This is a genomic window from Anabaena lutea FACHB-196, assembly GCF_014698305.1.
GTDB lineage: Bacteria > Cyanobacteriota > Cyanobacteriia > Cyanobacteriales > Nostocaceae > Anabaena > Anabaena lutea.
The window spans coordinates 68,366-90,740 of sequence record NZ_JACJST010000008.1; the positions used below are offsets into that span (position 1 = coordinate 68,366).

The window sequence follows — 22,375 nt, forward strand, 5'->3', positions numbered from 1 at the left end:
CAATCAACTGTAATTTTCTGCTGACCCTAAAAGTAAAATCCAAATCTACATAGGTTGTAACAATGAATTTAGGTATAGTTGCCGCTTTTGGCTACGGCATTTTATCGTTAGTAGGTGGCATCATTGGCTACATTCAGGCTAAAAGTAAAGTTTCGTTATTAAGTGGTGGCATTAGCGGTTTGTTACTAATTTTTTCGGCTTACTGTCAACTCCAGGGGCAAACTTGGGGTTTGACTTTAGCATCTGTTATCACTGGTATTTTAGTAGTTTTCTTTGCGTTGCGACTAGCCAAAACACGTAAATTCATGCCGGCGGGATTGATGATTATTTTGGGTATGCTCACATTAGCAGTGATTGTCAATCAAATTGTTGTCTCTAATTAGCCCCTTGCTGTGATCTAGACTTCCCCTAATCCTCATCAACGGCGTTCACAGTAACCCATAAAAAACTTTAGTTCCTCTTACCTCCTGCTGTTTTCAGTCCGTAACAGTGTTTAAGTCAAAAGTTACATCTCTCTGATGCCAGTAATTATATGAGTACTTTTGTTTTAGCAGCCAAGAAAATTACTTTTGTTACAAATTACATAGTGATGACATACATGGTAGTTGTAACAAAACTTGCGATCGCTCAAGTATCGGTGTAATATAGTGAGCTTAATCTAGTCACCATACAGATGTTTTTTTCATACTATAAACCTTAAGTGTATCTTTTTTATCTCTTGGGATTCCTAAGGGCTACACCTTTACCTAGCTTATTGTCTGTTAACAGCCTTGATAAGTAAATATGGCTACACCTGGCCAGATATCATAAATCAAATAGGATTGTTATGTTTGCTCAACCGAAGTTAACATCCTTAACAGATAAATACTTCCGAGCTAATAACATTAACTACAACTACAAAAATATAATATATATGTAGCTGTTCTAAATGATATGTGATCAAATCTGCCTGTTATTGTCGGTCTCCATAAGTAAGTATGGCTTAGTCCACGCAAGCTATCACCAATTCGTTAGGAGTAATGCATACCAGATTTATAATTTTAAATAGTGTAAAAATTCTATGTTATTTTCACTAGAGTTTAAAGAAAAGATAAAGTATATTTTGCCATTCTGGCAGGTTTGATTCACACAAATGAGATATTAGTAGATATTAGAAATAGTTCTTGATGTTCGTATTTTTTTGGTATCACCCTTGTACTACTGGCGCTAAGTCAATCTCGGTATAGGTAATTGTCTGATCAATCAATTTAAGAAACTAGGAAATAATAAATGTTATTATCACTGTCTTCTCAAAATGTTATCCAGTATCTGCACAAGGTAGGACTGTGTAGCGCAGAAGATAGCGCATCATATGCATCTGAGTTACTAGAAATTAATCGAAAAAATCGCAATTTCCTGGTAACTTTAACAGATAATCACAAACTTTTAGTGAAACAAAAACGACATATTGATTTGGATAGTATTCATGATGAGTTTTATAATGAATGGCTGTTTCACCAATTGTTGCAAAAGTTTCCAGTTCTTGGTAATATTTCCTCGCTCGCTTCATTAGTACTTAATTTTGATGAAGAAAATTCTATCCTTATCCGTAGCTACTCAAGCGAATATGTGGAACTAGAAAAATTTTATCAAAACAATAGTATTTTTCCTAAAGAAATTGCTACAGCTATTGGTACTTCATTAGCAGGGTTACATCGTACAACTTTCCAACAGCGAGAGTATCGTAATTTTATGGAAACTGCTCCCCAAGGACAGTTTCGCTATAATTTTTACAATCCTGCTCAAGGTATAGGCTTAATTAGCTCAAAGATTTTTGGCACAATTCCCACTGAAGCACTCAAATTTCATGCTCTTTATCAGTGTTACGAAAGTCTAGAATCTGCAATTGCAGACTTGGCCTATGAATGGAATCCTTGTTGTTTGACTCACAACGATTTGCAATTGTATAATATTTTGGTTCATTCTCGTTGGGAGCAGCTAGATAATTGTTTAGTACGGCTGATTGACTGGGAAGCTTGCGCTTGGGGAGATCCAGCTTTTGATTTAGGAACTATACTAGCAAGCTATGTCAAAATTTGGCTTTCGAGTCTGATAGTAGATCCTACTCTAGAATTAGAAGAATCTTTGCATTTAGCGATGATACCGCTAGAAGTTATTCAACCTTCAATATTGGCTATTATTCGCTCTTATCTTCATGGATTCCCCATGATTCTAGATTATAATCACAACTTTATTGTGCGTGTTATTCAATTTACGGGCTTGGCAATAATTCATCACATTCACGCAATGATGAACAACCGTAAATATTTTGATAATACCAACTTGTGTATGCTCGAAGTTGCCAAAAGTTTATTAATTATGCCTGAACAAGCTGTGTTGACTATTTTTGGTGCTTCGGAATCAGAGATTCTGCAATCTGTAACCGGATTTGAGAAACTACGGAAGCCAGAAAAAGGACAGCAATTAGTGCAGATTTTTTACGAAAAAACTCGTCTGCGCGGTTGTTAATATTGTCAATAAATTTTGAGTGCAAATTAATTAATGCTAGATGATTCTACTAATCAAATTCTCAATTCTTTGTTTGATATTGCTACTAATATCCAGATCGAGTCTAACTTTTGTATTCATCATCCCAATTATCAACCGTTTTCTTTGCCAGCTACAGTAGCAAATAGGTTTCAACAAAACTCGCCAGCTTTACAACAGAAATATCTGGCTTTACTACTGCGTAATTTTCTCTACGGTATCTATTATAATGGTTCGCTACAAACAGTTTTATCAGTGAATGCTGATGCTATTAATTTCTCAAAGTCGCCCAATTTAGATCAAAATTTCAGTTTGGGGATTGATTGGGATTTTTATGAGCAACTTCACCAGAGTAATCATGGAAATGGTCACTATGAACCTGATTGGCAAGTGTTACGATTAGAACCTGATAGGAGTATAGCTGTAACTAAAGGTGGTTTGACATTGTATGTTGAGCCAGAATGCTATCTCCAATCTCGTCAAAAGTCTCCCAAGGTGGGTGATTCTATTGCTATATGGATGCCCAAAAATCGCTTACAAAATGGCTGTTATGTGGCGGTTAGTAATGTCGGACAAAAGCGCTCAAATACACCAGATGCTGATTTAGGAGTAGGGCGGATTTATTTTAATTTTATGCCATCAGGTGCGATCGCTCTCATGGAGAGTCTGACACAACAACTAAATAATACAGAAATTCCCTTTAGCTTTCAGGTTCTCTATAATCCCGCTGCATACGGGCGCTATGATGCAGGTGTACTTCATTTTGAACGACAAGATTACCCCATAATTCACAAAATTCTTCAAGCCGTTTATAAACAGCATCAAAGTCATTTTCAGCCAGAAATACCCTTATTTACCAAATTTTTAGCTCCCGGATTGAGTTTAGCCGAAGAACCAAGCCACAAATTTGCTGCACAGGAAAGTTTTGGGCTAAACCGTTGTCAAATCGTCGCAAATGCTTTGTTAGAAGCTTGGGAGAAAGGTAAAAATGCCATTGAAGAACGGATACAGATTATTGACGAACACTTTGCACAGCACCTGGTTGACGTGCATCATCCTTACCTCAATCCTGCTTCTGAAGATATATATCAACCTTTAAATTGAGTAGTAAATGAGTAGTCAAAAATCGGGGCAATTACTCTCTGTTACGCTGGGGTGAACATAATATTTCAGTACCGTCGCCACGTTGTCCCCAATCCACAGAGCGACTTTATCAGGTGTTGCCCCCGAAGCGATCGCCCAAGTCGCGAAAGTGTGGCGTGTGGCGTAAGGGTTCAGGTAATAGGGAATCTTACCCGCGTCAACCAATTCCGTAACAACCCCTGGATAAAAGTATTTCCTGTTTTTATAAGTAGAGCCAGTCCCTTTCCAGAAATCATTCATGGTGTAACTGGTCAACCTGTTGTTTTGCTTGGTTAAGAAGATTATTTGCGCGGGGTCAGGGCAATCCGGCTTGATTTCTAGTAGCAACTTTTGAAGGCGAGAGCCAGGTTGCACGGTAAAAATCCTCTTCTTGCCATTTTTCGTGCCTTTGGTAATGCCATGTAAATTCCTGGATTTGGCGATCGCAATTTGGCATCCGTCTGAAGAAATATCGCCCCAAGTCAAAGCGAACGCTTCCCCCAGTCGGCACCCAGTCCAAAACAGAAATTTTACTAGAGGCGCATAGTGAGAATGTGTAGGGTGTTTCTCAAATGCTTCTATGATGATGTCGCGTTGCTCTAGGGTGAAAGCTCTAAATCCGTCTACATCAGTGGATTTTCGTTTGGGCTTGGGGATAAGTAAATCCTTGAAGGGATTCTGGGAAATTAGCTTAGAGTTAACAGCCCAACGACAGCAGCGGTCAAGGTGATGAAGAATATCCCATGACATATAAACCGAGGTATTAGCCAGTAGCCAGTTTCTGATTTTAGAAGCTTCTGACAGCTTCTCTGTGGGGAATCTTTTGATGTAGCGTTCGATTTTTCGGTAAGTACCCCTAATAGTTGTCTGCTCTAGTTGGTGTTCCTGAAATTCGGTGAATTTTTCCCAGAGTTCAATGATTGTTATGTCTGAGTTTTCGACTTGTTTCGACTTCTTATCCCCAAACCGATACCGCTCAAGTGTAGGGTCAAATTCACCTAAAGAAATTTCGCGCTGGATCAACTCCCAACGCGATTCTACATTTACTCTATTAGCTTTATTATCTTTCAGTCCAGTGGATAGGTAAAATTGTTTCGAGTAACCGTTGACCCGAAATCTGATAATTAATTTTTTAGATTTAGGTTCAATGGTTACAGCCATATTAACTACTCCAGTCAAAAAAGATATGCGAAATAGCGCCGCATTGACTACAAGCTAAATGTTCGGAATCTATCTCAATACTTTTGTCGCAAGTGTGGTCATCAGCAAATACTTCAGGGTCTTCATCCCACCGGAATTGGTCACAGTTCGCATCATCTTCGTAGGGGTCGAAATCACTCTTTTCGTACCCTTCACCACCCGGATTGGTGCAAGTGTCTTTAGAATCTATACCCTCTGGTGTTGGTCGGCACAGAATGTAAATGCAGTTGTAACAACTTCTCATCTCTGCTATCTCCAATAGATTGTATCTGCATTACTAAAAATATAATGCAGATATACCGAAAGTATTGCTTTGCAGCTAGGCTGCGACTTTTACTTCTTTATCCCAGCAGACTTTGTAGTTCACCGAGGCATCAAGGCGATTAAGTCTTTGAGCGTGCATTTCTGCTTCTGGTCTGGTTCCAAATCTAGTCACAATCCTGTAGCTATGGTCTGGTTCCGTGTAAACAATCCAGGGTAAACGATTCATTTGTTCTGTCCTGATATCTAAAGTCCAATCACATATTCTGTGGAATCGTCGAAGCTCAATTACGCTCACAAATCGTTGTCGTTGGTAGAAGAAATTGATTAGATTTGTGTTGCTCAATTTAGCTCTCATGGGAATAAAATCACGGTGATTATAGGCATCATTGTCGCTATCAAAAGCAGCAAGCAAGGAACCGGATGAACCTTGTACATTAGCCTCATTAAGTCGAGTAAGTCGTATATCGCTGCTTCCATCTCGTCCAAAAAATCTTTCATCGTAAATATGGCATTAGTTGATTACCCGGAATTCTAAATCGTGGGACAAGAGAGAATGTTATATCCCTAGATTGGAATTCAATTATTCCAAAAGGAGCGTAGGCAGTTTGGCATCGTGTGATTCTCAATTCAAAAGAGCGGGTTTTTATTTGGGTACTTCCCCAGTTGTTAATCTTGATTTTCATTCCGTTACGTTTGAATCATTTTCATTCAGAGCCTTTATTAATTCATTGGCTAACTCAACAGCCTTTGTTGGTATAGAGTGAGGGAAATATTCGTTTTGAATGATAAGCCCCTGCATGGCCATTGCTGCAAAATATTCACGCTTAGTTAGTCCAAATTCGGCATCGATATAATTTCCGCCTGAATCAACAAGGGGAAATATGCCATCATCTTTTCTAGTCTGCATTGAATCCTAATCTCTCCTTAACTAATTCATTGAACGGATAAATGTCTACTTCACTTATTGATATTCCTGCGGCTTTAATTTCGTCTTCGTAACCGCATACTTTATCCTCTATTTCGTTGTCGTTACTGGCTACGATGTGAGCGAATTGTTTCCCGTCAATCGTGTAAAGCAGTAGGTAAGGTTTTCTCGCTTGCATTAATTCTCCTCTAGGCGAAAGGTTACACGATAGGTTTTACCCGGAACAAAGGGGTCTTTATTATTAGGGTCTTCAGTTTTGAAAGTAACTTCGTGATTAATTTCGGAATACGTTTTACCTTCAAGTTTTATGATTGTTTCTCCAAATTTGTTTTGAGTTATGTATTGGCATTCAAGCCTTAAGCTAATGTGTTCATCCATTGGTAATTAGTTGTTAGTAATTGGACATTTGAAAATCACGAGTCGGATTCCCCTTTTAATGGCAGAAGTTCCCAGTTCGTTTCTCTGATATGAGAATCAGAAGAAGAGCAATCTGAAGAAAAGCAATTTGAAATCCTTTCATCCAGCAATTGTTCCGCTTCATGATCTTCGTAGCCATCAAAATGTATTTCTGTATCTGGTGGCAGTTGGGACAGTCTTTCAATTAATTCCTTTGCTTTCATTTGTTTGGTAATTAGTTAATTGGACATTGGACATTGGACATTGGACAAACCCCACCCCTCGCGCTGGTTGTGGTGGGAGAACTTACTCGTGTTGTGGAACTTGCTCCGGTTTATATAGGTGTCCTGTGGGGGTGATCATCTGGCAGATCGTTGGTCTGAAGGCTGCCATCTCTCCAAGGTTCGATTTTCACCGAGTTTCAGGAGGGAGCGTGTTAAATTTAGTTTTACATTTATTAAACACAATGCTATATTAAACATATATCAAATCCGCTGTCAAGGATTTTATATATGTCTTTTGGTTTAGTAAATGTAAAATAGTTGCAAGAGTTTAATGGGCAGCAATGGCACGACCGAAAACCACGGCAGAAGATGTAACGACAGTCTCCCTAAGACTGAGCCTTGCGTCATGGAATCGATTTCAGGCAATAGCCAGCACATTGGGGCTGAGTCGGTCTCAACTAGTGGAGAAGATAGGAGAGGAGGAAATACAGATCGGAAACTTACCCCAGTCAGAGACACAACTCCTGGGAAAATCCTAGAGCGCCTAGAAGCGTTAGAAGCTCAACATTTAGAGTATGTTCATTCCCACCAAGCTCGGCTAGAGGCGCGGCTGGGAGAAAGTAAGCAATCTGAAGAACAATTCAAAAAAGAGTCTAACCAAATCAAGAGCGACATTTATCATTTGGCAACGGCTCAACAGACGAATGGGAACGGACATATAAATTAGGACGAATTTACCAATTTGGTAAACCCGTCTTTTTTTTGACCGTTCAGACAGTGTGCAATTAAGCCACTGTCACAGGGGAATTAGATTCTCAAGTTAGCGCAAATCATCCAGCGGTGATTCTGGTTCATCTGGGATAAATTCAAACTCCATTTTTAATTTCAGTTTGCCCTTGCGCCATCCACCACCAGCAGTGGACAGAAACTCGCAAGTTGCACCTTCTCTCACCAGGCGAGTGACTAATTCACCACCATCCCGATGACCAGAGGCTGTCTCTTCTATATCCTTCATTACCTTGCTTACCTTGCCGGTAGACAAATCCCACCCGTTTACCTTTTCTGGAAAATTTATAACGTCATCGTCACTCGGTTTAACCATTGTCTGTGTTTACTCCAATTAACAACCAGGCAGATTAGCTGCAACTAACCTGCCTTTACCCAGTATTCCCAATTTCTAATTACCAATTACCAAATGAACGACACCATATTAGGCTTCGAGCGAATACTAGAAGACATTTCCAAGAATGACGAACACAACTTACTCTACACCCACAAAGAAGTAAGAACACTAGCACGCAGTTTCATAGCATTCATTCAAAGCCCTGAATGGTGTGAAATCACTCGTTACGACAAAGAGATAAAAGCCTTGTTGGTTTGTTTATCTTGTCGCGGGATTAATCATTATGACCGCGCATTCTTGGCTGGAAGAATTATTAAATATCTCAGTCAGGAAAGGCAATATCAACAAAGCCACGACTATTTTTAAGCAAAAAAAAAGGGCATCCAGCCCCATTCAACTCAAGGAAAATATGCATACATCTGTTAATAATTATAGCATTTTAAAGGGAGGTATTTAAATGTACTCAACACAAATACCTCCAAGTAATATCGAATGTGAATCAGCCGTTTTGGGCGGAATCCTCCTAGACCCCAAAGCTATCCACAGAGTAGTCAAAATTCTTCCAGAGCAAGCTTTCTACGTCCAATCTCATCAAACAATATATTCGGCTTGCGTTGCGCTCTATGAGCGACAAGAAGAAGTTAATCTGTTGTCCGTAACCAACTGGCTCCAAAATAATAAACAACTTACCGCAGTTGGAGGTAGGAGCAACCTCGCCCGAATATTTGATTCATGCATAAGTTCAGATAACATCGAAGAACTAGCCGACTTAATCAGCGAAAAATTTATAAGACGGCAGTTGTTTAGTCTGTCTCCGAAATTTGAAGCTCACGCACAGGACACTGAAAAACCCCTGGCATGGATACTAGAAGACTTAGAGCAACAAATTCTTCAGATTACCCAGTTGAGAAATTCCAAAGCTAAAGGTTACTGGAACAAAATTGACGATGTAGCGTTTGAACAGTTGTGTAAAGATTTAGAAGAAGTAGAGGATATCGAAAATTCAGCCCAGCGCGATTGGGCAATGAGAAAGTTATCTAAGAAATGGAAGTTTAGCAGTAAGAAGGAACTGCTAGATTTTCACGCTAAATGGCTCGACTCCAGAAACGTTACCACTACCTATTCTGCCAAAGAATACTTCCTTAAGTACGGTCAAAGTGAGCAAGATTGGTTGATACCTGGCTTCGTACCCAATCAATCAGTTATTGCCCTTTACGCGGACGGTGGTGTAGGTAAAACCCGACTAGCATTTACTTTAGCTAAACACATGGTAACAGGCGGAGATTTCGCCTACGAAGGTACAAATTCCGCGCCCATGAACACCCTTTTGATAGAAACTGACCAGGGACCGAGAAATACCAGCAAGCTTTTAGAGATGCAAGATTTCTTGAGTGAGAATTGCGCTGGCAGGTTGACAATTTGTGATGAGTGGAGCGCTAACGAATTTGGTAAACTTCGCTCAATGTTGAGAAAACATCAATCACGACTGGTAATCATAGATTCTCTAACCTCAATATCAGTTGATAGCCTCTACTCAGAAAAAGAAGCTGAGTATGCCCGTCCGCTGGTTCGCCTCCGTCACATTGCCAAAGAATTTAACTGTAGTTTTTTGGTAATTCACCACGCCAATGCCGGAGGCGACATGAGAGGCAGCCGCGCAATCAGAAATACAGTTGACGAGGTCTGGAAATTCACCAAGACCCAGAGCGAGATTGGGGACTTCAACACACTAGAAATTGAAAAAACCCGCAGTCGCGGGCCAGGTAAATATAAATTTAACTACGATGATGAAACTTGGGGCTGGAAGTTTGTTGGAAGACTGGAAGACAGCGTGATGGGTGACAGTACCAGCCAAAGTACTAATAATATGCAGCGTTGTCTGCAATTTTTACAGAAGAACAAAGGGATAGCGTTTGAAGCCGCAGAAGTAGCTGAAGTATTGGGCAGTAACAAAGATTCGATTCGCCGTGACCTAAAACGAGCAGCGGGGGAAGGGTTGGTTAATTCTGGGCGATCAAGACGGGATAAGCGAGCCGTTGTTTATTACCTTGGAAATAGAAGTGATCAATGTGATCAAGAACTGATCACATCGTTGATCACATCTCCATTCAGTCAGGGAGAGGGTTCTGGGAGATGTGATCAAAAACGGCCAAGTGATCAGCCATCTGATCAGTTTGAAAATAAAATCAACTCTGAGCAGATGGCCGTTATGGCCGTTATTGATCACATCGACCTCAAACCCTTGCAAATAGCGGAAAAAGAAGTGATCAGCGAAGTGATCACTTCTAAACCGACTGATCACTTTAGTACAGAACTAGTACAACAGGCAGAAACAGCACCCGTTGACAAATTCGCCTGCCCACCACCTGTTGACATGACCTATGACCCCGCAGCAAATGCCGAATTGCTGAAAGAAGCTTTGCACGATGAATCCTGGGAGATGATTACCGAGCTAACCGAGGCGTGGACAGCTAAGTTTAAAAAAGAGGTATGGCTCCACTTGTCGGAGGAGGAGCGCGATGCCATCAAAAATATGAAGCCCAAAGAAGTGCTAATTTTCAAGGACGGAATTTTACCTGTATTTGTAGAGAAAGAGCAGTACTTCTCTGTGCCTCATCAGGTGATGGTGAAGATATTCATGATTAATGACGTTATCAAGGAATGTACCTGCGAAATTCCGATAGGGAAAAAGGTAATTCGCTCTGACGTGAAGTTTCATGATTTAAAAGCGGGTGCAGGTTCGTATTTCTGGGAGTTGCGTCCAGGGGATAGAGTGAAAATTTGCATCGGTGAAAATGCGGGCAAAGAAGCGACCGTATCGTCCCAGATGCCTAACCAGGGACCAGTGTTCCTGAAAATCGATGGGATGAGGGCTTCAAAAAGTAGTAAAACGCCATACTGGGGACACCAGATTGAAAAACTATGACTAGCCCGTGGCGATTGGCTGCACGTTCAGCAATTCGGAGTGCGATCGCTCAACTACCACCGGATTGCGATCGCATCCAAATCAAAAAAGCAATTGATGCGGCTTACCCATTTGGAGCCAGAGAATATCATCCCTACAAAATTTGGTTAAGCGAACGGGCTGATGCATTTCATGAACTGGGGCTTCTTGACCCTAAGAAACCGAAGCCCAAAATGCCTAAAAAGAAAAAACCACCCATTAACCCCGACGGTGTAGTGGATGGTCAACTAAGTTTGTGGTGATTCATTCAACACATTTATCAAGCTTGGCTTCTATCCGGTCAAGCTTGGCACCGAATCTTTTTCCTTGCCCTTGAATTTTTTCAGTTAAACTTTCTCTCGCGGCATGAGAATCCTGAATGTGTAAATCTAATCTTTTATCGAGGGAAGTAACTAGCTTGCCGAGAGAATCGCCCACAGCATCAATTTCTTTGTAAATTGCCGCTTTTTCACCAGCCGCCTTCCATGTAAGCCAAATAATTGATGGTAGTTGCATTAATGCAATTTCCATCAAATCACTGATATTATTTTTCATTTATTAACCAACGAATCCTACTCCCTCCCAAACTCTAACCGTAATATCGGGTATCCACAGTCTGGGTTTTATTTCCAAGTTACCCAAGATATCCGCCGCATCAAGCTCTAATGTTTGATACCCAATATATAGCCGCCGCCATCGGGTGTAGAAATTATTCCCCGGTGACTCAGGAAGCGTAGTAAATGGGGCGAGATGAGCAACAAAGTTAATATCCCATCCCCCAATCTTGCTTAATTCAATTGCCACCAATCGGCTAGTAAAAGGATGAATTACTACAATCTTCGGCCGTGGGTTGGTATGAAGATTGTAGTAACTAGCCTGGAAAATTTTACTCCAGGTGATAGGCATTATTGAATTAAGGTATTATAGTAACGCTGCTTTCCGCCGCTACGTAAGCAACATCAGCATTGATGGTCTGAGTCTGAATACTGCCTTGCACGAATCGCGCATCAGTCTGAGTTTCAATAAAATCACTGGAATCAATTGCATTTGCAACTGTAGACTCTATGAAAGCTGTTCCGTTCCAATAAGCGTCTACATTTCCTGCTGTATTCTTCCGAACAACAATATATCCTGCTGCCATCTTTGAAAATCTCCTACATCAACTTGATTGCTTTAAAAGTAGAAAAATGCGAATAAATTAATAGGTAAATCGGCGACGGCGAACAGGAGCCACGCGAATAATATCCTGTCCAAGATATTTACTGTTTTTTGCGTCTACGGCTATGGTGTCAGCCTTAGTAGGGGAACAAAGAACAACAGCCCGTCTATCCTGTCCACCCTTGGTGTAATACAGGGCAACAGGGAAGCACCCATTCAAAAGCGCATCTGCAACTCCTGACCCTACAAGGGTTTTACCAGTAGGAACCTCGCCTGTAGCAGATTCATCCCATCCAAGGTCCGATGCAACACCCGACACTGATGTTTTTCTTGCTTTGATCTTGACGACTTTGTTATTCGGCAACTCAACAAAGTACGTTGTCTTTTTACCAGCTGGGGTAGGAGTCGCCATACATTAACCATTGGACTACAACGCAAATCCTAGCAATGGATATAGCGCTTCGTAAGTCATGGAAACTTCATAAAGTTTCCTTCTTTTGACACACAATTCACGGTTAAAGCAGAATTAGACCTCCATGCCTGTAGGTTGTATCTACAAGCATGAGAGGCTGCGGACTGCCTGGTATCTCCATATAAGAATATCGAAAGAATACATTCGCTGTGGGACGGTATCGCTTTATCAAGCGTTGCTTCCCATAAACCAACTGCTTCTCTGACTTTTTATAGTTCGGTCGTTTGGGCTTATTTTCGCTCAACCTATCAACGTCATAAGGTGTATTTGTTAGCTGCAACATTCTTTTTATTATGTCAACGGCATCACCTTCAGAGTTTGAATAAATTCGCAGTCGATAACCTTTCTCTTTGTGAAAGTATATGTATTGATTCTTTCCCTTGGTTATGCGAATCCCGTTATTGCCTTGAATAAAAAGAGATTTGATTTCCGTGGCCAGCGAAAGAGCTTTTGCTGGAGTGATACTTGATTGGGTTTCATTCATCAGACGAAAACTGTAGCAAGCATCAACTTTAGTTAATCCTTTGGGAACACTTTCTGCATCTTGAGAGAAATAAAGGTAAACAATAGGATGTCCCTCTACGGGAGGATCATATTTATCATGGCTGCCAAAGATAACTGCTAAGTTAGAGCGTCCATAACCCAAAATATCGTAAAAAAGCCTGTGTCGTGCAGCCATACAAAGCTCGTTATCCTCATCAGTCATAGTACAGGCGCTTCTTAGCCTATCTCGCGGCGTTGCGACGTTCGGTATCCAGCTATCTCCTAAGTCCTTGAAATACAGCGCTACCTGTTTGTTAAATTGTTGTCGAGTGACACTTTGTAAATGTTCAAAGCTACCAGGATTTTCGGGTAAGTTATTAGTCATTGGCGTTAAATATGTCGGTGATATCTATCTCAGGAAACGCGAGTAAAGTTTCTTTCGATGTGTCTTGTTGTTGTTTTATTTTCTTCGCATCATCCGCCTTGACTCCATCTTTCTTTCCCTCGTCTTGGTTTACAGCTTTTACTAATTCAGTTGTTGAGTCTGTCAACTGGGTTACTGAATTAACCACGTCAAGAGGGATTTGAGTAACCATTTGAACGGTGGAAGCGGTCTGATTTAGCTTCTCTAGTTTGATTAAAATTTGATTATCATAATTAGGGCTAGGGTTCATCCAATTGTAGGCTTTCTCTCCAACTACGCCCCAAATCCTGAGAGCGTTTCCTATTCTTCCTTGTTGCCCTCCGACAATCTCTAAGGCATTTGTAATCGTATTGCCAAGGTCAAAAACATTATTCAAGACATTCGATGTAGCCTGATAGATTCTGTTAGCTTTAGCCCAAGAGTTAGAAAGATTTGTATAATTAGTCTCTCCTACAATTCCCTTAATAACATTCTCAACAGTGCTATTTATGGCTTCACCAACATTAAAAGTATTCCCCGCGTCATCCTTGGGGATTATTAAAGTAAGTACGTTGGTCAATGCTCCTACCAAAGTTTGAACAATATCATTGCTTAACATTGCAGCATTATGAACTGTAGCCGCAAAGGTAAGAATATTCAGCGCTCTATCGAGTTGGAGCCACTTAAACCCAGCTACCAACTTGAGAGAAACCGCAGTAACAGCAGCTTGTACATTTTTTGTCAGAGCCAAATTGGCTGTTGTTGTTATGTCGATTTTTTTCAGCAGCCCCAAATCGGGATTGTTGTAATTGTTTGTTGTGTAATTATTGATAATTGTCACGCTCTTACCTACCCCTACCTTTAACGCCCCTATGGCGGCTTTTATTGCATTAATCGCAAGCCAAATTGCTGCTACTTCAATAGAGAAGGTGGCAATTTTAGCAAGTATTTCTGGAATTTTATCCGTTAATGGTTTCAGCTTTTGAAGCTCTTGAAGTACGCCGGATTTAATTTTATTAAGTTCACCTCCGAAGTCATTTTTTAGTTTATTCAGTTCCTTGAGTAAATCAACATTGATTTTTTCAAGTGCTTTAAGAAATTCAGTTTTTATATTTTCAATTGTCTTGAGCAGATCAACGTTGATTTTTTCAATGGACTTGAGCAAATCGGCATTGATTTTTTGAATTGTCGCATTGATACTCTTTATTTGAGAATTCAAGGATGCAACCAATTCATTGATTTTGACTTGTAAAGCACTGAGGGATGATTTAATCCCAGCAACTACTTTCTCTAGTCCGATGACTCTATCTTGCAACCTTAGTAAAGCATTCTTTGTAGAATTGGTTAAAAATTTAATTTCATCTTTAATAAATGCCTCTAATCGCTTCATGGCATTTAATGCGGATTTTTCTAGAAATTTAATATTTTCTAGTGCAGCTTCAGCCCTAGTTAGGGCTTTTTCTGCTTTCCCTTCGGCTTTCACCGCAATAGTAGCTGCTGCTCGTGCGTCGTCCTTCGCTGATTGGATAAGTGGCAATATCTTGGAAAAGTCGATACCATTTTTTGATAATAAACTTATTATCAAATTCAATCCTTCGGAGAAAAGCCAACTCAAAATAGCTGATTTAAGAAGGAAAGGGATTGACTTCCCCAAAGCCGCTAACCCAGCTTGAAGAAGTTTTATATCTATTTTTAATGTCGCTATCTCCTGAGTTTTTATTGCTAAATCAGCCGAAATTTTACCGATAGTTTGAAATACATTCTCTACTTTCTTTAGGGCTTCGTCGGACTTCTTCAAGGCTTGATTAGCGATATTCTTTGTTTTTAGTAAGTCAGACTCTATTCGTTTTAACCTACCTTCAATCCCTCCTAAAACTGCATCATTTGGACCAGGTTGTTGACCCTGAATTCTATCTACCATCTCGGAAACTGCCTCAAGCCCTTCCTGGAGAAGGTCCACCGACGTGTTTACAGCTTTTGGGAGAATCTCCCATGCTGGTTTAATTGGGATCATAGGAAATTCTTTATGCCTCTAATTAGAAAAGTGAATGCTTTAACGAGGAAATTGAAGCTTTGAACCTTATTGACCAGTTGAACACCTATTCCATCTAATTGATTGATGTAATTCTCTAGATCACCAACCCGTTTTTTTAGCGATGAATCTTGTTCACCGGGTTTACCATCGTAGCCACGTTCACCACGCTCACCCTTAGCACCGGGTTTACCATCGTAGCCACGTTCACCCTTAGCCCCTGGCTTACCGTCATAACCATCGTAGCCACGTTCACCACGCTCACCTTTAGCACCGGGTTTACCATCGTAGCCACGTTCACCACGCTCACCTTTAGCACCGGGTTTACCATCGTAGCCACGTTCACCACGCTCACCCTTAGCACCGGGTTTACCATCGTAGCCACGTTCACCACGCTCACCCTTAGCACCGGGTTTACCATCGTAGCCACGTTCACCGCGCTCACCCTTAGCACCGGGTTTACCATCGTAGCCACGTTCACCGCGCTCACCCTTAGCACCGGGAATACCAGCCTTATTCAATGCTTGTTTAGCCAAACCCAACGCCTGATTAGCGATACCTTTAGCCGCAGTTAGCTGAGAAAGAACAGTTGACATCTGTGATTCCAAAGCAGAAACTCTTTGTTCTAACCCCTTATCACCGAGAAGGCTATTTATAAGTGCAAGGATTTGATTGTAAGCTTCGTTAACAGCCTGACTAATAATATTGGCTCTATCCGATTTAGGAATATATTTATTTAATTTATTCTCCAATTCCGCTAACTCTGCCTTAGTGGCGAATTTACCATTCAAGGCTTCAACAGCAGCAGTCAGCGCCGCAATTTGATTTGAAATTTCATCGCAACTGCTCATAAATATTTAATTTATTTAATAGATAAAACTTTTTTTGTCAGTGCAGAAAGCAGGTTAAAAATCGTCGCACAATCTAAACAGCAATCTCCACAATCCAATGTATTTTCGGGACAGCAATCCTTTTCCTCCACAGAATTGGGGTCTATTATGATGTACGTAAAAAGTTGTCCATCATCAGTAATTTTTAATGTGTATCCAGTGGGAGTAAAAACCGCCTCTGTAATCACGAAGGAGCCTCTACTATTGCACAAGACGTTTCTTGTATTGGGGTAAAGCGGCGGCTCTGGCTGACCGTTTCTCGTTAAATGCCTCCAGCCGTACATACAAGAACCTAATGGCAGAACAGTACTACCCCAGACATCTGTGGATACTCCTGAGAAATTTTCAATGTAAATTGTGAATTCTTCGCTCCCCTTAAAGCCTATTCTCCAGTTTCCCTGCTCGATGATTTCATAGGAGTAATTCTGGGGATTATTGATGAGATGCTCCCCACCTTCATCCCAGATAATTCTGCATACTTCGGTCATTGTACCTGCCCAAGTTTTTAAATTAAGAGAGCGGTTTCGCCCTCTTAGAATATTTAGTAGTCGTCTGGGTCTAATGTTGATCCAGAATCAATCTTGGCTAGGTTTATTGTTAGCTGATCAACGCGGTAGGAATCATTATTTGTCCCGCGATTTGTAAAACTAGCAAATCCTGTCTCTATATATATGCTTTGGTCGGTGTTTGCGTCAAAAGCTGTTTGAGTTAAAAACGACTTAGCAAATAGAATAATTGCCGCCAATAAACTTTCAGCTGTATTGCTTGGCGATGCTGTTAATCCTGGTAAGTCTGCTTTAGTAATTGTTACCGTTGTCGCGGTTTGTGAAGCACCACTTCCAAACACTTGAGTGATTGTTGGTTCAGCCATGTTGGCACTAATAGTTAGATAATCTAATTATTTTAGTAGAAATTGAGTAGTATTTTTTTATCTCAGAGCCTGGTAATTGAGAATAAAATATTATGATTTGAGTAGCAAATGAGTAGTATTTTCGAGGCGACAAGCTGAAACCATCGTGGCTGATAAGTCAAGTAATGCTTTGTTAGAAGCTTGGGAGAAAGGTAAAAATGCCATTGAAGAACGGATACAGATTATTGACGAACACTTTGCACAGCACCTCGTTGACGTGCATCATCCTTACCTCAATCCTGCTTCTGAAGATATATATCAACCTCTATAGCACTGGGAACTAGTACAATACGGCGTAAATAAACCAACTATTCCAAATCTCTAAAAAGCTCATACTGTATTCATTTTGACTTTCGATTTCCGCCCTGCGGTACTAGCCTCAAATCTAGTAACAATAAAAATTATGCTAATTTATACAGTTAATATTGCTCATCTAAGTAATTTTTCAGTTTGCAAGTTTTGTGTTAATGTTAAGGATATTACTAAAAAATTTATATGCCGCAGCCATCTACTCCTGATGTAGAGTTACCAATTTATATCTCTGCTAAAAAAATTACACAACTTTTAATTATTATAATTTTATGTCTTACCCTAACAGGCGTTATAAGTGCTTATTTCTGGATTGCCGAGTTTCCATTTCCAAGCTCAAAATGGTTTCACGATCTCTTTAGCCTGGATGCAGAGTTAAATATCCCGGCTTGGTATTCATCGTTTATATTATTATTTTGTTCGGGATTATTAGCAGTAATTTCTTCAATTAAAAAGACAGATAGGTATTTTATTTATTGGAAAAATCTATCTTTAATATTTCTTTTTTTCAGCCTCGATGAAGCCTTTAGTTTCCACGAAATTTTGATTATTCCCTCCCTAAGAGAACAATTTAATTTAAGCCCAATATTTTTTCACACCTGGGTTATATTTGGGATTCCTGCGGTTATATTTTTTCTATTTAAATATTTCCAATTTTTCCTAGATTTACCTAAGAAAACTCAATATTCATTCCTTTTTGCTGCAATTTTTTATGTAAGCGGATCTCTGGGTATGGAAATGGTAAATGGGCTTTTAAGAGAATATTTTGGTCGGCGTGACATAATAACAACAATCGGCATAGTGATTGAAGAATTGTTGGAAATGATAGGAATTGTAACTTTTATCTATGCACTGCTAGCTTACTGTAGCAGTTTAAAAGAAATTATTAATCTAAAAATTTATATATCTGAAAAGTAGGTTCAACCCCAGGGCGAACGCATCTACTCATGCATCATTTCTACAATGTGGTCTATTTCAATAAAATTTGCTGTAAGTAAAGTACAATAAATTCTTATAGGAGGTATTTTGCCTGCTATTTGTTTTGATTTGGGAATCTTGATATTATGATTTTCAATTATCACCGGGTTGTGCGTTTTCAAGATACTGATGCAGCTGGAGTAGTTTATTTTGCAAATGTTTTGGGAATTTGCCATGAAGCTTATGAGGAATCACTAATAGCTATCGGTATTAATTTGAAAACTTTTTTCACAAATCTATCTGTAGCTTTTCCGATTGTACATACTAATGTAGATTTTTTTCGCCCCATGTATTGTGGTGACAAGCTAGTGATTAGATTATTATCCCAACAAATAGGTGTGAATAAGTTTGAAATCACCTATGAAATTACGGTGGATGAGGTAATAGTTGCTAAAGCTATGACTCGTCATGTTTGTATTGATGTCAATAGCAGAATGAAGCAAGAGTTACCTGATTATATCAGCAATTGGTTGGAAACTCATCGTAAAGACTCAGAGGGGGCTGAGAGAAGAAAGTTGCGGGAGGGAATTGTATAAGTTCTAATTATAATTACTTGGTTTTCAGAAAATTCTCAGCAATTTCTTGAACCTGTTGACGGTTTATTTTACCTTGGGCATTTCGGGGTAAGTTTGGTAGGGAAATCCAATATTTAGGAATTTTGAAGTTACTAATTAGACTTTTGAGTTGGTTTTGAATTTCAAAGGTAGAAGTATTTGAGTTTTTGGGTATATAAATTGCTGTTAGCGCTTGTCCCCAATATTTATCAGGTATGCCAATTACACAAACATCAATAATTAGGTTAGTTTTTCTAATTGCTATTTCAATTTCTGCTGGGTAAATGTTTTCACCACCTGTAATGATTTTGTCGCTACTACGTCCGCTAATATGTAAATAGCCTTCTTCATCTAAAAAACCAATATCATCTACAGAAAAATCATCTTGATTTTTCCAAAGTTGTGGATAGTAACCTAAAGCCAGGGATTTCGCTTGAATATTGATATTTCCTGTAAGATGATGAATTGTGATTTGGGCATGGGGTAAAATTTTTCCACTACTCATTTTACCTTTGAGAAATTCATCTGGTTTAAGAGTGGCAATTTGAGAAGCGGTTTCTGTCATTCCATAGGTAGGTGCTAGACGAATATTATGAAATCGCGCTTTTTCTAACAATTCCTCCCATGCTGGCGCACCTCCTAAAAGTACTGTTTCAAATTGAGATAACCATTGAGTTAATTGGGGATTTTCTAACAAGCGTTGTAATTGTGTGGGTACTAAAGATATAAAATAATCTAAATAATTAAGATTATATTTTTGTCGAAATTCTATTTCTTTAAATGTGCTAATAACTAAGTTGCCACCAGTGAGAAAACTTCGCATAAATTGCATTAACCCACTAACATGATATAATGGTAATACACAAAAAGAATTAACGGTTTTTAGGTGAAAATATGCTGTAAATCCTTGTACAGAAGCCGTTAATGTTTCCCAAGTGTGAATAGCAAATTTAATCTTTCCCGATGAACCACCAGTAGGAATCATAATGGAATCGGTAATTGGTAATGGATAATGGGTGATTGGTGATTGTACACAATGATTAGCCACTCCCCAAACTATATCTGGTTGGACTAAATTAAAAACTTGTTGCCATTCATCTTTTCCCCAATCAGGGTTACAGAGAAAAACTGAACATTTGGCTGCACAAGCAGCGATAAAGCCTGCTAAAAATCGCACTGGTTCCCGTTCAGCTAAAATAATTTTTGGTGGTGTTTTCTTTATCGATAATTGAGTTAATTCTAAATATAATTCATTTGCTATTTGCTGAAATTCTTGGCTATCATAACCAATTAGCCAATCATGATTTTCTATTTTCTGTAAATAGTCTAAAGGTTTTTCCATAGACTTTGAGGAAAGGTTGAATCTGGTTGTTTAAAAAAGTGGTTAATACCAAAACCAACAGCACGATTATTTAGAGATAATTCTACTGCTAATTGCAGTGCGGCTTGTCTAGCAATTGGGGTTTCAAATACAGATGAAAATACGGCATCAATATTATATTGTTGGCAAAATTTTCTCAACCGAGATGGTGAACCGGCTATTCCTGGTTTAATCACAAAAATTCCTCGCCAACCTTGTTGATAATAGTGTTCGAGTTGTTGTAAGGTGGCGACAGATTCATCTAAAGCAATTGCTGTAAAATATGAATTACTCAATTCTAATACTTCTGCAAATTGATTCACAGCTAAAGGTTGTTCGATAAATTCTATTTTTGGTTGTAAATTATCGCAAGTTTGTAGCCATAATGTTGCTTCTTGGTAGTTGAGTCCACCATTAGCATCTAAACGTAGTTTTGCCGAATCGGGTAAGTTTTTAATTAGTAAATTAAAGATTTCTAATTCTTTAGTTATCTTATCTACGGCAATTTTCCATTTAAATGTTTTATATCCCTGTTCCCATAAACTCTGCCATTGATTTAAAGCAGCTTCTCCTGCTGGTAATAAACCACTATAGGTGATATTTAGAGGATTTATAAATTCAGATTTATCACCTAATTTTGATAAGGCTGATTCAAAAGCAAATTGACAAGCTGGTAAGTTATCAGGAATCGCCAAAATCATCTCTGATGTAATTTCTTTTGGTAGCTGGTGACAAAAATCTAAAGCTTGTTCAATGGTTTCAGAACCAAACCAACTGATAGGAGAAATTTCTCCCCAACTAACTTTACCTGTAACATCAATCAGACGGATAATTATGCTTTCGCGGATTTCCCAAATTCCATGATTTGTCACAACAGGACGAGTGAAGTTGTGATTAATCCGACGAAAGGAAAATTGATATTTCATTACCCCAGCACAAATCCTACACCTAACAGCAAACAACTCCAGAAATGCACAGCGACAGCGATGAATTTACAGTTACTCACTTTGTCTGGTTGGTTGTGATTTTCTAAAACGTGGCGACATAATTTGAATGCAAAGGGTAAACTTACCCAACTTAACAACGTCCAAACTGGAAAAATTCCTAATAAAACGAATAAAAGATTAAAGGGATAGATACTAGCAGTGAACCAGACTAAGACTTTAGCACCTGTTTGAGTACCTAAGCGAACAATAGGAGATCGCTTTCCAGCCGCTATGTCATCTTTCACTTGGTGGAAGTGTGAGCAAAATAGAACTAAACTAGTAACAATGCCAACAATCACCGAAGCTGCTAAATTAGTGATTGACCAAGTTTGAGTTTGACTGTAGTATGCTGCTGATGTTCCCAAGGGGCCAAAGGCGAAAAAGCAGAGAATTTCCCCCAAACCCTGATATCCTAGACGAAAGGGAGGTCCCTGGTACATATAGCCCAAGCCGCAGCATAGCAAAATGATACCAATTACAGTTGGGTCTTGTTGTAGAAGTGCGATCGCTATTATCCCCAGCAAACCCGAACCTAAACATATATTTCCTAGCCAAAACATTAACTGCTTGTTACCAGTCAAATTTACAAGGGAGTGATGTTTATTCTTATCAATACCTGTTTCTGCATCAAAAACATCATTACTGATATTTTCCCAAGCCAGAATTAAAATTGCCGCAGCAATAAATATTGAAAATATTGTGGGATTAAGAATCTTTGTTTCCGCAAATGCTACTGCTGAACCTACCCATATAGGCATAATAGCAACACTGTACATCGGCGGTTTGATTGCCGCCAGCCATAATTTATTTTTGGGTATAGAAATCTGATTTTGAGTCATCAGCTGTGATGAGTTAAATTGCTATAAATTTACTGCTCAGTTTAGATTTTATAATCTTGCGAGACATTTGACGCTGGGAAATTCCCAAAAAATGCTAATTTTGTGATTGCTGGTTAACCTTCAGGTAATAAAACTTAGCTTTACATTTTGCAGTCAAAAATAGTATCAGTTCTGGGAAATCCCAAAACCCAGCAAGTCAGAGGCTGGTTAATGGTCACTGAATATGCTACCTATAGAAATACGACCATGACTTATTACGCTTTAGGAAGATAACTTA

Annotated in this window: 29 protein-coding genes and 1 pseudogene; 10 read left to right on the top strand and 20 right to left on the bottom strand. The window is 39.3% G+C overall.

Going from position 1 to position 22,375, the window contains the following annotated elements; genetic code table 11:
• The first annotated feature begins 62 nt into the window (after positions 1-62).
• The 3 genes from H6G59_RS10665 (at position 63) to H6G59_RS10675 (ending at position 3,630) form a co-directional block, all read left to right on the top strand.
• Entirely contained in the window at positions 63-383 is a 321-nt protein-coding gene (locus H6G59_RS10665) for a TMEM14 family protein (RefSeq protein WP_190714189.1), read from the top strand.
• Between the two features lie 886 nt (positions 384-1,269).
• The gene (locus H6G59_RS10670) at positions 1,270-2,508 is read left to right on the top strand and encodes an aminoglycoside phosphotransferase family protein (protein ID WP_190714191.1); all 1,239 of its coding nucleotides are present in this window, start codon (positions 1,270-1,272) and stop codon (positions 2,506-2,508) included.
• A 33-nt stretch (positions 2,509-2,541) separates the two neighbouring features.
• Complete coding sequence (locus H6G59_RS10675; RefSeq protein ID WP_190714193.1) at positions 2,542-3,630, top strand: T3SS effector HopA1 family protein; 1,089 nt, start codon at positions 2,542-2,544, stop codon at positions 3,628-3,630.
• A gap of 15 nt (positions 3,631-3,645) precedes the next feature.
• On the opposite strand, the gene H6G59_RS10680 is transcribed toward H6G59_RS10675, so the two are convergent.
• The 7 genes from H6G59_RS10680 to H6G59_RS10710 all read right to left on the bottom strand — a co-directional run bounded on the left by H6G59_RS10680 (position 3,646) and on the right by H6G59_RS10710 (position 6,657).
• Positions 3,646-4,809 (bottom strand): tyrosine-type recombinase/integrase, encoded by a 1,164-nt coding sequence (locus tag H6G59_RS10680; RefSeq protein WP_190714195.1) that lies wholly within the window; start codon positions 4,807-4,809, stop codon positions 3,646-3,648.
• A 1-nt stretch (position 4,810) separates the two neighbouring features.
• Entirely contained in the window at positions 4,811-5,092 is a 282-nt protein-coding gene (locus tag H6G59_RS10685; protein ID WP_190714197.1) for a hypothetical protein, read from the bottom strand.
• Between the two features lie 75 nt (positions 5,093-5,167).
• Positions 5,168-5,338, bottom strand: a complete 171-nt coding sequence (locus H6G59_RS10690; protein WP_190714199.1) for a hypothetical protein — start codon at positions 5,336-5,338, stop codon at positions 5,168-5,170.
• Positions 5,339-5,791: 453 nt separating this feature from the next.
• Complete coding sequence (locus H6G59_RS10695; protein ID WP_190714203.1) at positions 5,792-6,019, bottom strand: hypothetical protein; 228 nt, start codon at positions 6,017-6,019, stop codon at positions 5,792-5,794.
• Positions 6,009-6,215 (bottom strand): hypothetical protein, encoded by a 207-nt coding sequence (locus H6G59_RS10700; RefSeq protein ID WP_190714205.1) that lies wholly within the window; start codon positions 6,213-6,215, stop codon positions 6,009-6,011. The genes H6G59_RS10695 and H6G59_RS10700 overlap by 11 nt, the downstream gene beginning before the upstream one ends.
• Entirely contained in the window at positions 6,215-6,415 is a 201-nt protein-coding gene (locus H6G59_RS10705) for a hypothetical protein (RefSeq protein WP_190714207.1), read from the bottom strand. The genes H6G59_RS10700 and H6G59_RS10705 overlap by 1 nt, the downstream gene beginning before the upstream one ends.
• Positions 6,416-6,450: 35 nt before the next feature.
• The gene (locus H6G59_RS10710) at positions 6,451-6,657 is read right to left on the bottom strand and encodes a hypothetical protein (protein ID WP_190714209.1); all 207 of its coding nucleotides are present in this window, start codon (positions 6,655-6,657) and stop codon (positions 6,451-6,453) included.
• 406 nt (positions 6,658-7,063) lie between these two features.
• Here H6G59_RS10710 and H6G59_RS10715 point away from each other — a divergent pair, with 406 nt between their 5' ends.
• Positions 7,064-7,384: a hypothetical protein gene (locus tag H6G59_RS10715; RefSeq protein ID WP_190714211.1), complete on the top strand. Its 321-nt coding sequence runs from the start codon at positions 7,064-7,066 to the stop codon at positions 7,382-7,384.
• A gap of 93 nt (positions 7,385-7,477) precedes the next feature.
• On the opposite strand, the gene H6G59_RS10720 is transcribed toward H6G59_RS10715, so the two are convergent.
• On the bottom strand, positions 7,478-7,759 hold the full coding sequence (locus H6G59_RS10720; protein ID WP_190714213.1) for a KGK domain-containing protein: 282 nt from the start codon (positions 7,757-7,759) through the stop codon (positions 7,478-7,480).
• A gap of 93 nt (positions 7,760-7,852) precedes the next feature.
• On the opposite strand from H6G59_RS10720, the gene H6G59_RS10725 reads away from it, so the two are divergent.
• From H6G59_RS10725 to H6G59_RS10735, 3 genes are all read left to right on the top strand, one after another.
• Entirely contained in the window at positions 7,853-8,146 is a 294-nt protein-coding gene (locus H6G59_RS10725) for a hypothetical protein (RefSeq protein WP_190714215.1), read from the top strand.
• 91 nt (positions 8,147-8,237) lie between these two features.
• Complete coding sequence (locus tag H6G59_RS10730) at positions 8,238-10,706, top strand: DnaB-like helicase N-terminal domain-containing protein (RefSeq protein ID WP_190714217.1); 2,469 nt, start codon at positions 8,238-8,240, stop codon at positions 10,704-10,706.
• A complete protein-coding gene (locus H6G59_RS10735; protein ID WP_190714219.1) occupies positions 10,703-10,987 on the top strand; it encodes a hypothetical protein in 285 nt (94 codons plus the stop codon). The genes H6G59_RS10730 and H6G59_RS10735 overlap by 4 nt, the downstream gene beginning before the upstream one ends.
• 1 nt (position 10,988) lies before the next feature.
• On the opposite strand, the gene H6G59_RS10740 is transcribed toward H6G59_RS10735, so the two are convergent.
• The 9 genes from H6G59_RS10740 to H6G59_RS10780 form a co-directional block, all read right to left on the bottom strand.
• Positions 10,989-11,279 carry a hypothetical protein gene (locus tag H6G59_RS10740; protein WP_190714221.1) on the bottom strand — a complete coding sequence of 97 codons (291 nt, stop codon included), beginning with the start codon at positions 11,277-11,279 and terminating at the stop codon, positions 10,989-10,991.
• Positions 11,280-11,282: 3 nt separating this feature from the next.
• Positions 11,283-11,630 carry a hypothetical protein gene (locus tag H6G59_RS10745; RefSeq protein WP_190714222.1) on the bottom strand — a complete coding sequence of 116 codons (348 nt, stop codon included), beginning with the start codon at positions 11,628-11,630 and terminating at the stop codon, positions 11,283-11,285.
• Between the two features lie 7 nt (positions 11,631-11,637).
• Entirely contained in the window at positions 11,638-11,865 is a 228-nt protein-coding gene (locus tag H6G59_RS10750) for a hypothetical protein (RefSeq protein WP_190714224.1), read from the bottom strand.
• A gap of 57 nt (positions 11,866-11,922) precedes the next feature.
• Entirely contained in the window at positions 11,923-12,201 is a 279-nt protein-coding gene (locus tag H6G59_RS10755; RefSeq protein ID WP_190714227.1) for a hypothetical protein, read from the bottom strand.
• A gap of 196 nt (positions 12,202-12,397) precedes the next feature.
• The gene (locus H6G59_RS10760; RefSeq protein WP_190714229.1) at positions 12,398-13,222 is read right to left on the bottom strand and encodes a hypothetical protein; all 825 of its coding nucleotides are present in this window, start codon (positions 13,220-13,222) and stop codon (positions 12,398-12,400) included.
• Positions 13,215-15,254, bottom strand: a complete 2,040-nt coding sequence (locus H6G59_RS10765) for a coiled-coil domain-containing protein (RefSeq protein ID WP_190714231.1) — start codon at positions 15,252-15,254, stop codon at positions 13,215-13,217. The genes H6G59_RS10760 and H6G59_RS10765 overlap by 8 nt, the downstream gene beginning before the upstream one ends.
• Positions 15,251-16,123 carry a collagen-like domain-containing protein gene (locus H6G59_RS10770; RefSeq protein WP_190714233.1) on the bottom strand — a complete coding sequence of 291 codons (873 nt, stop codon included), beginning with the start codon at positions 16,121-16,123 and terminating at the stop codon, positions 15,251-15,253. Before H6G59_RS10770 ends, H6G59_RS10765 begins: the two co-directional genes overlap by 4 nt.
• 11 nt (positions 16,124-16,134) lie before the next feature.
• Positions 16,135-16,650: a hypothetical protein gene (locus H6G59_RS10775; protein ID WP_190714235.1), complete on the bottom strand. Its 516-nt coding sequence runs from the start codon at positions 16,648-16,650 to the stop codon at positions 16,135-16,137.
• Positions 16,651-16,703: 53 nt separating this feature from the next.
• The gene (locus H6G59_RS10780; RefSeq protein ID WP_190714237.1) at positions 16,704-17,033 is read right to left on the bottom strand and encodes a hypothetical protein; all 330 of its coding nucleotides are present in this window, start codon (positions 17,031-17,033) and stop codon (positions 16,704-16,706) included.
• A 160-nt stretch (positions 17,034-17,193) separates the two neighbouring features.
• On the opposite strand from H6G59_RS10780, the pseudogene H6G59_RS10785 reads away from it, so the two are divergent.
• The 3 genes and pseudogenes from H6G59_RS10785 to H6G59_RS10795 form a co-directional block, all read left to right on the top strand.
• Positions 17,194-17,343, top strand: a pseudogene (locus tag H6G59_RS10785) (T3SS effector HopA1 family protein); the annotation flags it as partial.
• 224 nt (positions 17,344-17,567) lie between these two features.
• Positions 17,568-18,299 carry a hypothetical protein gene (locus H6G59_RS10790; protein ID WP_190714239.1) on the top strand — a complete coding sequence of 244 codons (732 nt, stop codon included), beginning with the start codon at positions 17,568-17,570 and terminating at the stop codon, positions 18,297-18,299.
• Positions 18,300-18,445: 146 nt separating this feature from the next.
• A complete protein-coding gene (locus tag H6G59_RS10795) occupies positions 18,446-18,895 on the top strand; it encodes an acyl-CoA thioesterase (RefSeq protein WP_190714241.1) in 450 nt (149 codons plus the stop codon).
• 13 nt (positions 18,896-18,908) lie between these two features.
• On the opposite strand, the gene H6G59_RS10800 is transcribed toward H6G59_RS10795, so the two are convergent.
• Genes H6G59_RS10800 through menA form a run of 3 tightly spaced genes read right to left on the bottom strand, consistent with a single transcriptional unit; the run spans position 18,909 to position 22,098 of the window.
• Positions 18,909-20,255 (bottom strand): 2-succinylbenzoate--CoA ligase, encoded by a 1,347-nt coding sequence (locus H6G59_RS10800; protein ID WP_190714243.1) that lies wholly within the window; start codon positions 20,253-20,255, stop codon positions 18,909-18,911.
• Positions 20,240-21,199, bottom strand: coding sequence for an o-succinylbenzoate synthase (locus H6G59_RS10805; protein WP_190714246.1), 960 nt, complete (start codon positions 21,197-21,199; stop codon positions 20,240-20,242). Before H6G59_RS10805 ends, H6G59_RS10800 begins: the two co-directional genes overlap by 16 nt.
• A complete protein-coding gene (menA, locus tag H6G59_RS10810) occupies positions 21,199-22,098 on the bottom strand; it encodes a 2-carboxy-1,4-naphthoquinone phytyltransferase (RefSeq protein ID WP_190714248.1) in 900 nt (299 codons plus the stop codon). Before menA ends, H6G59_RS10805 begins: the two co-directional genes overlap by 1 nt.
• Between the last annotated feature and the right edge of the window lie 277 nt (positions 22,099-22,375).

Bases quoted from the DNA above. Each gene is read 5' to 3' on its own strand.
- H6G59_RS10770 (WP_190714233.1), bottom strand. From the start codon at position 16,123: ATGAGCAGTTGCGATGAAATTTCAAATCAAATTGCGGCGCTGACTGCT.
- H6G59_RS10765 (WP_190714231.1), bottom strand. From the start codon at position 15,254: ATGATCCCAATTAAACCAGCATGGGAGATTCTCCCAAAAGCTGTAAAC.
- H6G59_RS10670 (WP_190714191.1), top strand. From the start codon at position 1,270: ATGTTATTATCACTGTCTTCTCAAAATGTTATCCAGTATCTGCACAAG.
- H6G59_RS10715 (WP_190714211.1), top strand. From the start codon at position 7,064: ATGGAATCGATTTCAGGCAATAGCCAGCACATTGGGGCTGAGTCGGTC.
- H6G59_RS10775 (WP_190714235.1), bottom strand. From the start codon at position 16,650: ATGACCGAAGTATGCAGAATTATCTGGGATGAAGGTGGGGAGCATCTC.
- H6G59_RS10750 (WP_190714224.1), bottom strand. From the start codon at position 11,865: ATGGCAGCAGGATATATTGTTGTTCGGAAGAATACAGCAGGAAATGTA.
- H6G59_RS10705 (WP_190714207.1), bottom strand. From the start codon at position 6,415: ATGGATGAACACATTAGCTTAAGGCTTGAATGCCAATACATAACTCAA.
- H6G59_RS10675 (WP_190714193.1), top strand. From the start codon at position 2,542: ATGCTAGATGATTCTACTAATCAAATTCTCAATTCTTTGTTTGATATT.
- H6G59_RS10700 (WP_190714205.1), bottom strand. From the start codon at position 6,215: ATGCAAGCGAGAAAACCTTACCTACTGCTTTACACGATTGACGGGAAA.
- H6G59_RS10745 (WP_190714222.1), bottom strand. From the start codon at position 11,630: ATGCCTATCACCTGGAGTAAAATTTTCCAGGCTAGTTACTACAATCTT.
- H6G59_RS10680 (WP_190714195.1), bottom strand. From the start codon at position 4,809: ATGGCTGTAACCATTGAACCTAAATCTAAAAAATTAATTATCAGATTT.
- H6G59_RS10665 (WP_190714189.1), top strand. From the start codon at position 63: ATGAATTTAGGTATAGTTGCCGCTTTTGGCTACGGCATTTTATCGTTA.
- H6G59_RS10740 (WP_190714221.1), bottom strand. From the start codon at position 11,279: ATGAAAAATAATATCAGTGATTTGATGGAAATTGCATTAATGCAACTA.
- H6G59_RS10685 (WP_190714197.1), bottom strand. From the start codon at position 5,092: ATGAGAAGTTGTTACAACTGCATTTACATTCTGTGCCGACCAACACCA.
- H6G59_RS10690 (WP_190714199.1), bottom strand. From the start codon at position 5,338: ATGAATCGTTTACCCTGGATTGTTTACACGGAACCAGACCATAGCTAC.
- H6G59_RS10725 (WP_190714215.1), top strand. From the start codon at position 7,853: ATGAACGACACCATATTAGGCTTCGAGCGAATACTAGAAGACATTTCC.
- H6G59_RS10730 (WP_190714217.1), top strand. From the start codon at position 8,238: ATGTACTCAACACAAATACCTCCAAGTAATATCGAATGTGAATCAGCC.
- H6G59_RS10760 (WP_190714229.1), bottom strand. From the start codon at position 13,222: ATGACTAATAACTTACCCGAAAATCCTGGTAGCTTTGAACATTTACAA.
- H6G59_RS10805 (WP_190714246.1), bottom strand. From the start codon at position 21,199: ATGAAATATCAATTTTCCTTTCGTCGGATTAATCACAACTTCACTCGT.
- H6G59_RS10710 (WP_190714209.1), bottom strand. From the start codon at position 6,657: ATGAAAGCAAAGGAATTAATTGAAAGACTGTCCCAACTGCCACCAGAT.
- H6G59_RS10800 (WP_190714243.1), bottom strand. From the start codon at position 20,255: ATGGAAAAACCTTTAGACTATTTACAGAAAATAGAAAATCATGATTGG.
- menA (WP_190714248.1), bottom strand. From the start codon at position 22,098: ATGACTCAAAATCAGATTTCTATACCCAAAAATAAATTATGGCTGGCG.
- H6G59_RS10780 (WP_190714237.1), bottom strand. From the start codon at position 17,033: ATGGCTGAACCAACAATCACTCAAGTGTTTGGAAGTGGTGCTTCACAA.
- H6G59_RS10735 (WP_190714219.1), top strand. From the start codon at position 10,703: ATGACTAGCCCGTGGCGATTGGCTGCACGTTCAGCAATTCGGAGTGCG.
- H6G59_RS10720 (WP_190714213.1), bottom strand. From the start codon at position 7,759: ATGGTTAAACCGAGTGACGATGACGTTATAAATTTTCCAGAAAAGGTA.
- H6G59_RS10790 (WP_190714239.1), top strand. From the start codon at position 17,568: ATGCCGCAGCCATCTACTCCTGATGTAGAGTTACCAATTTATATCTCT.
- H6G59_RS10795 (WP_190714241.1), top strand. From the start codon at position 18,446: ATGATTTTCAATTATCACCGGGTTGTGCGTTTTCAAGATACTGATGCA.
- H6G59_RS10695 (WP_190714203.1), bottom strand. From the start codon at position 6,019: ATGCAGACTAGAAAAGATGATGGCATATTTCCCCTTGTTGATTCAGGC.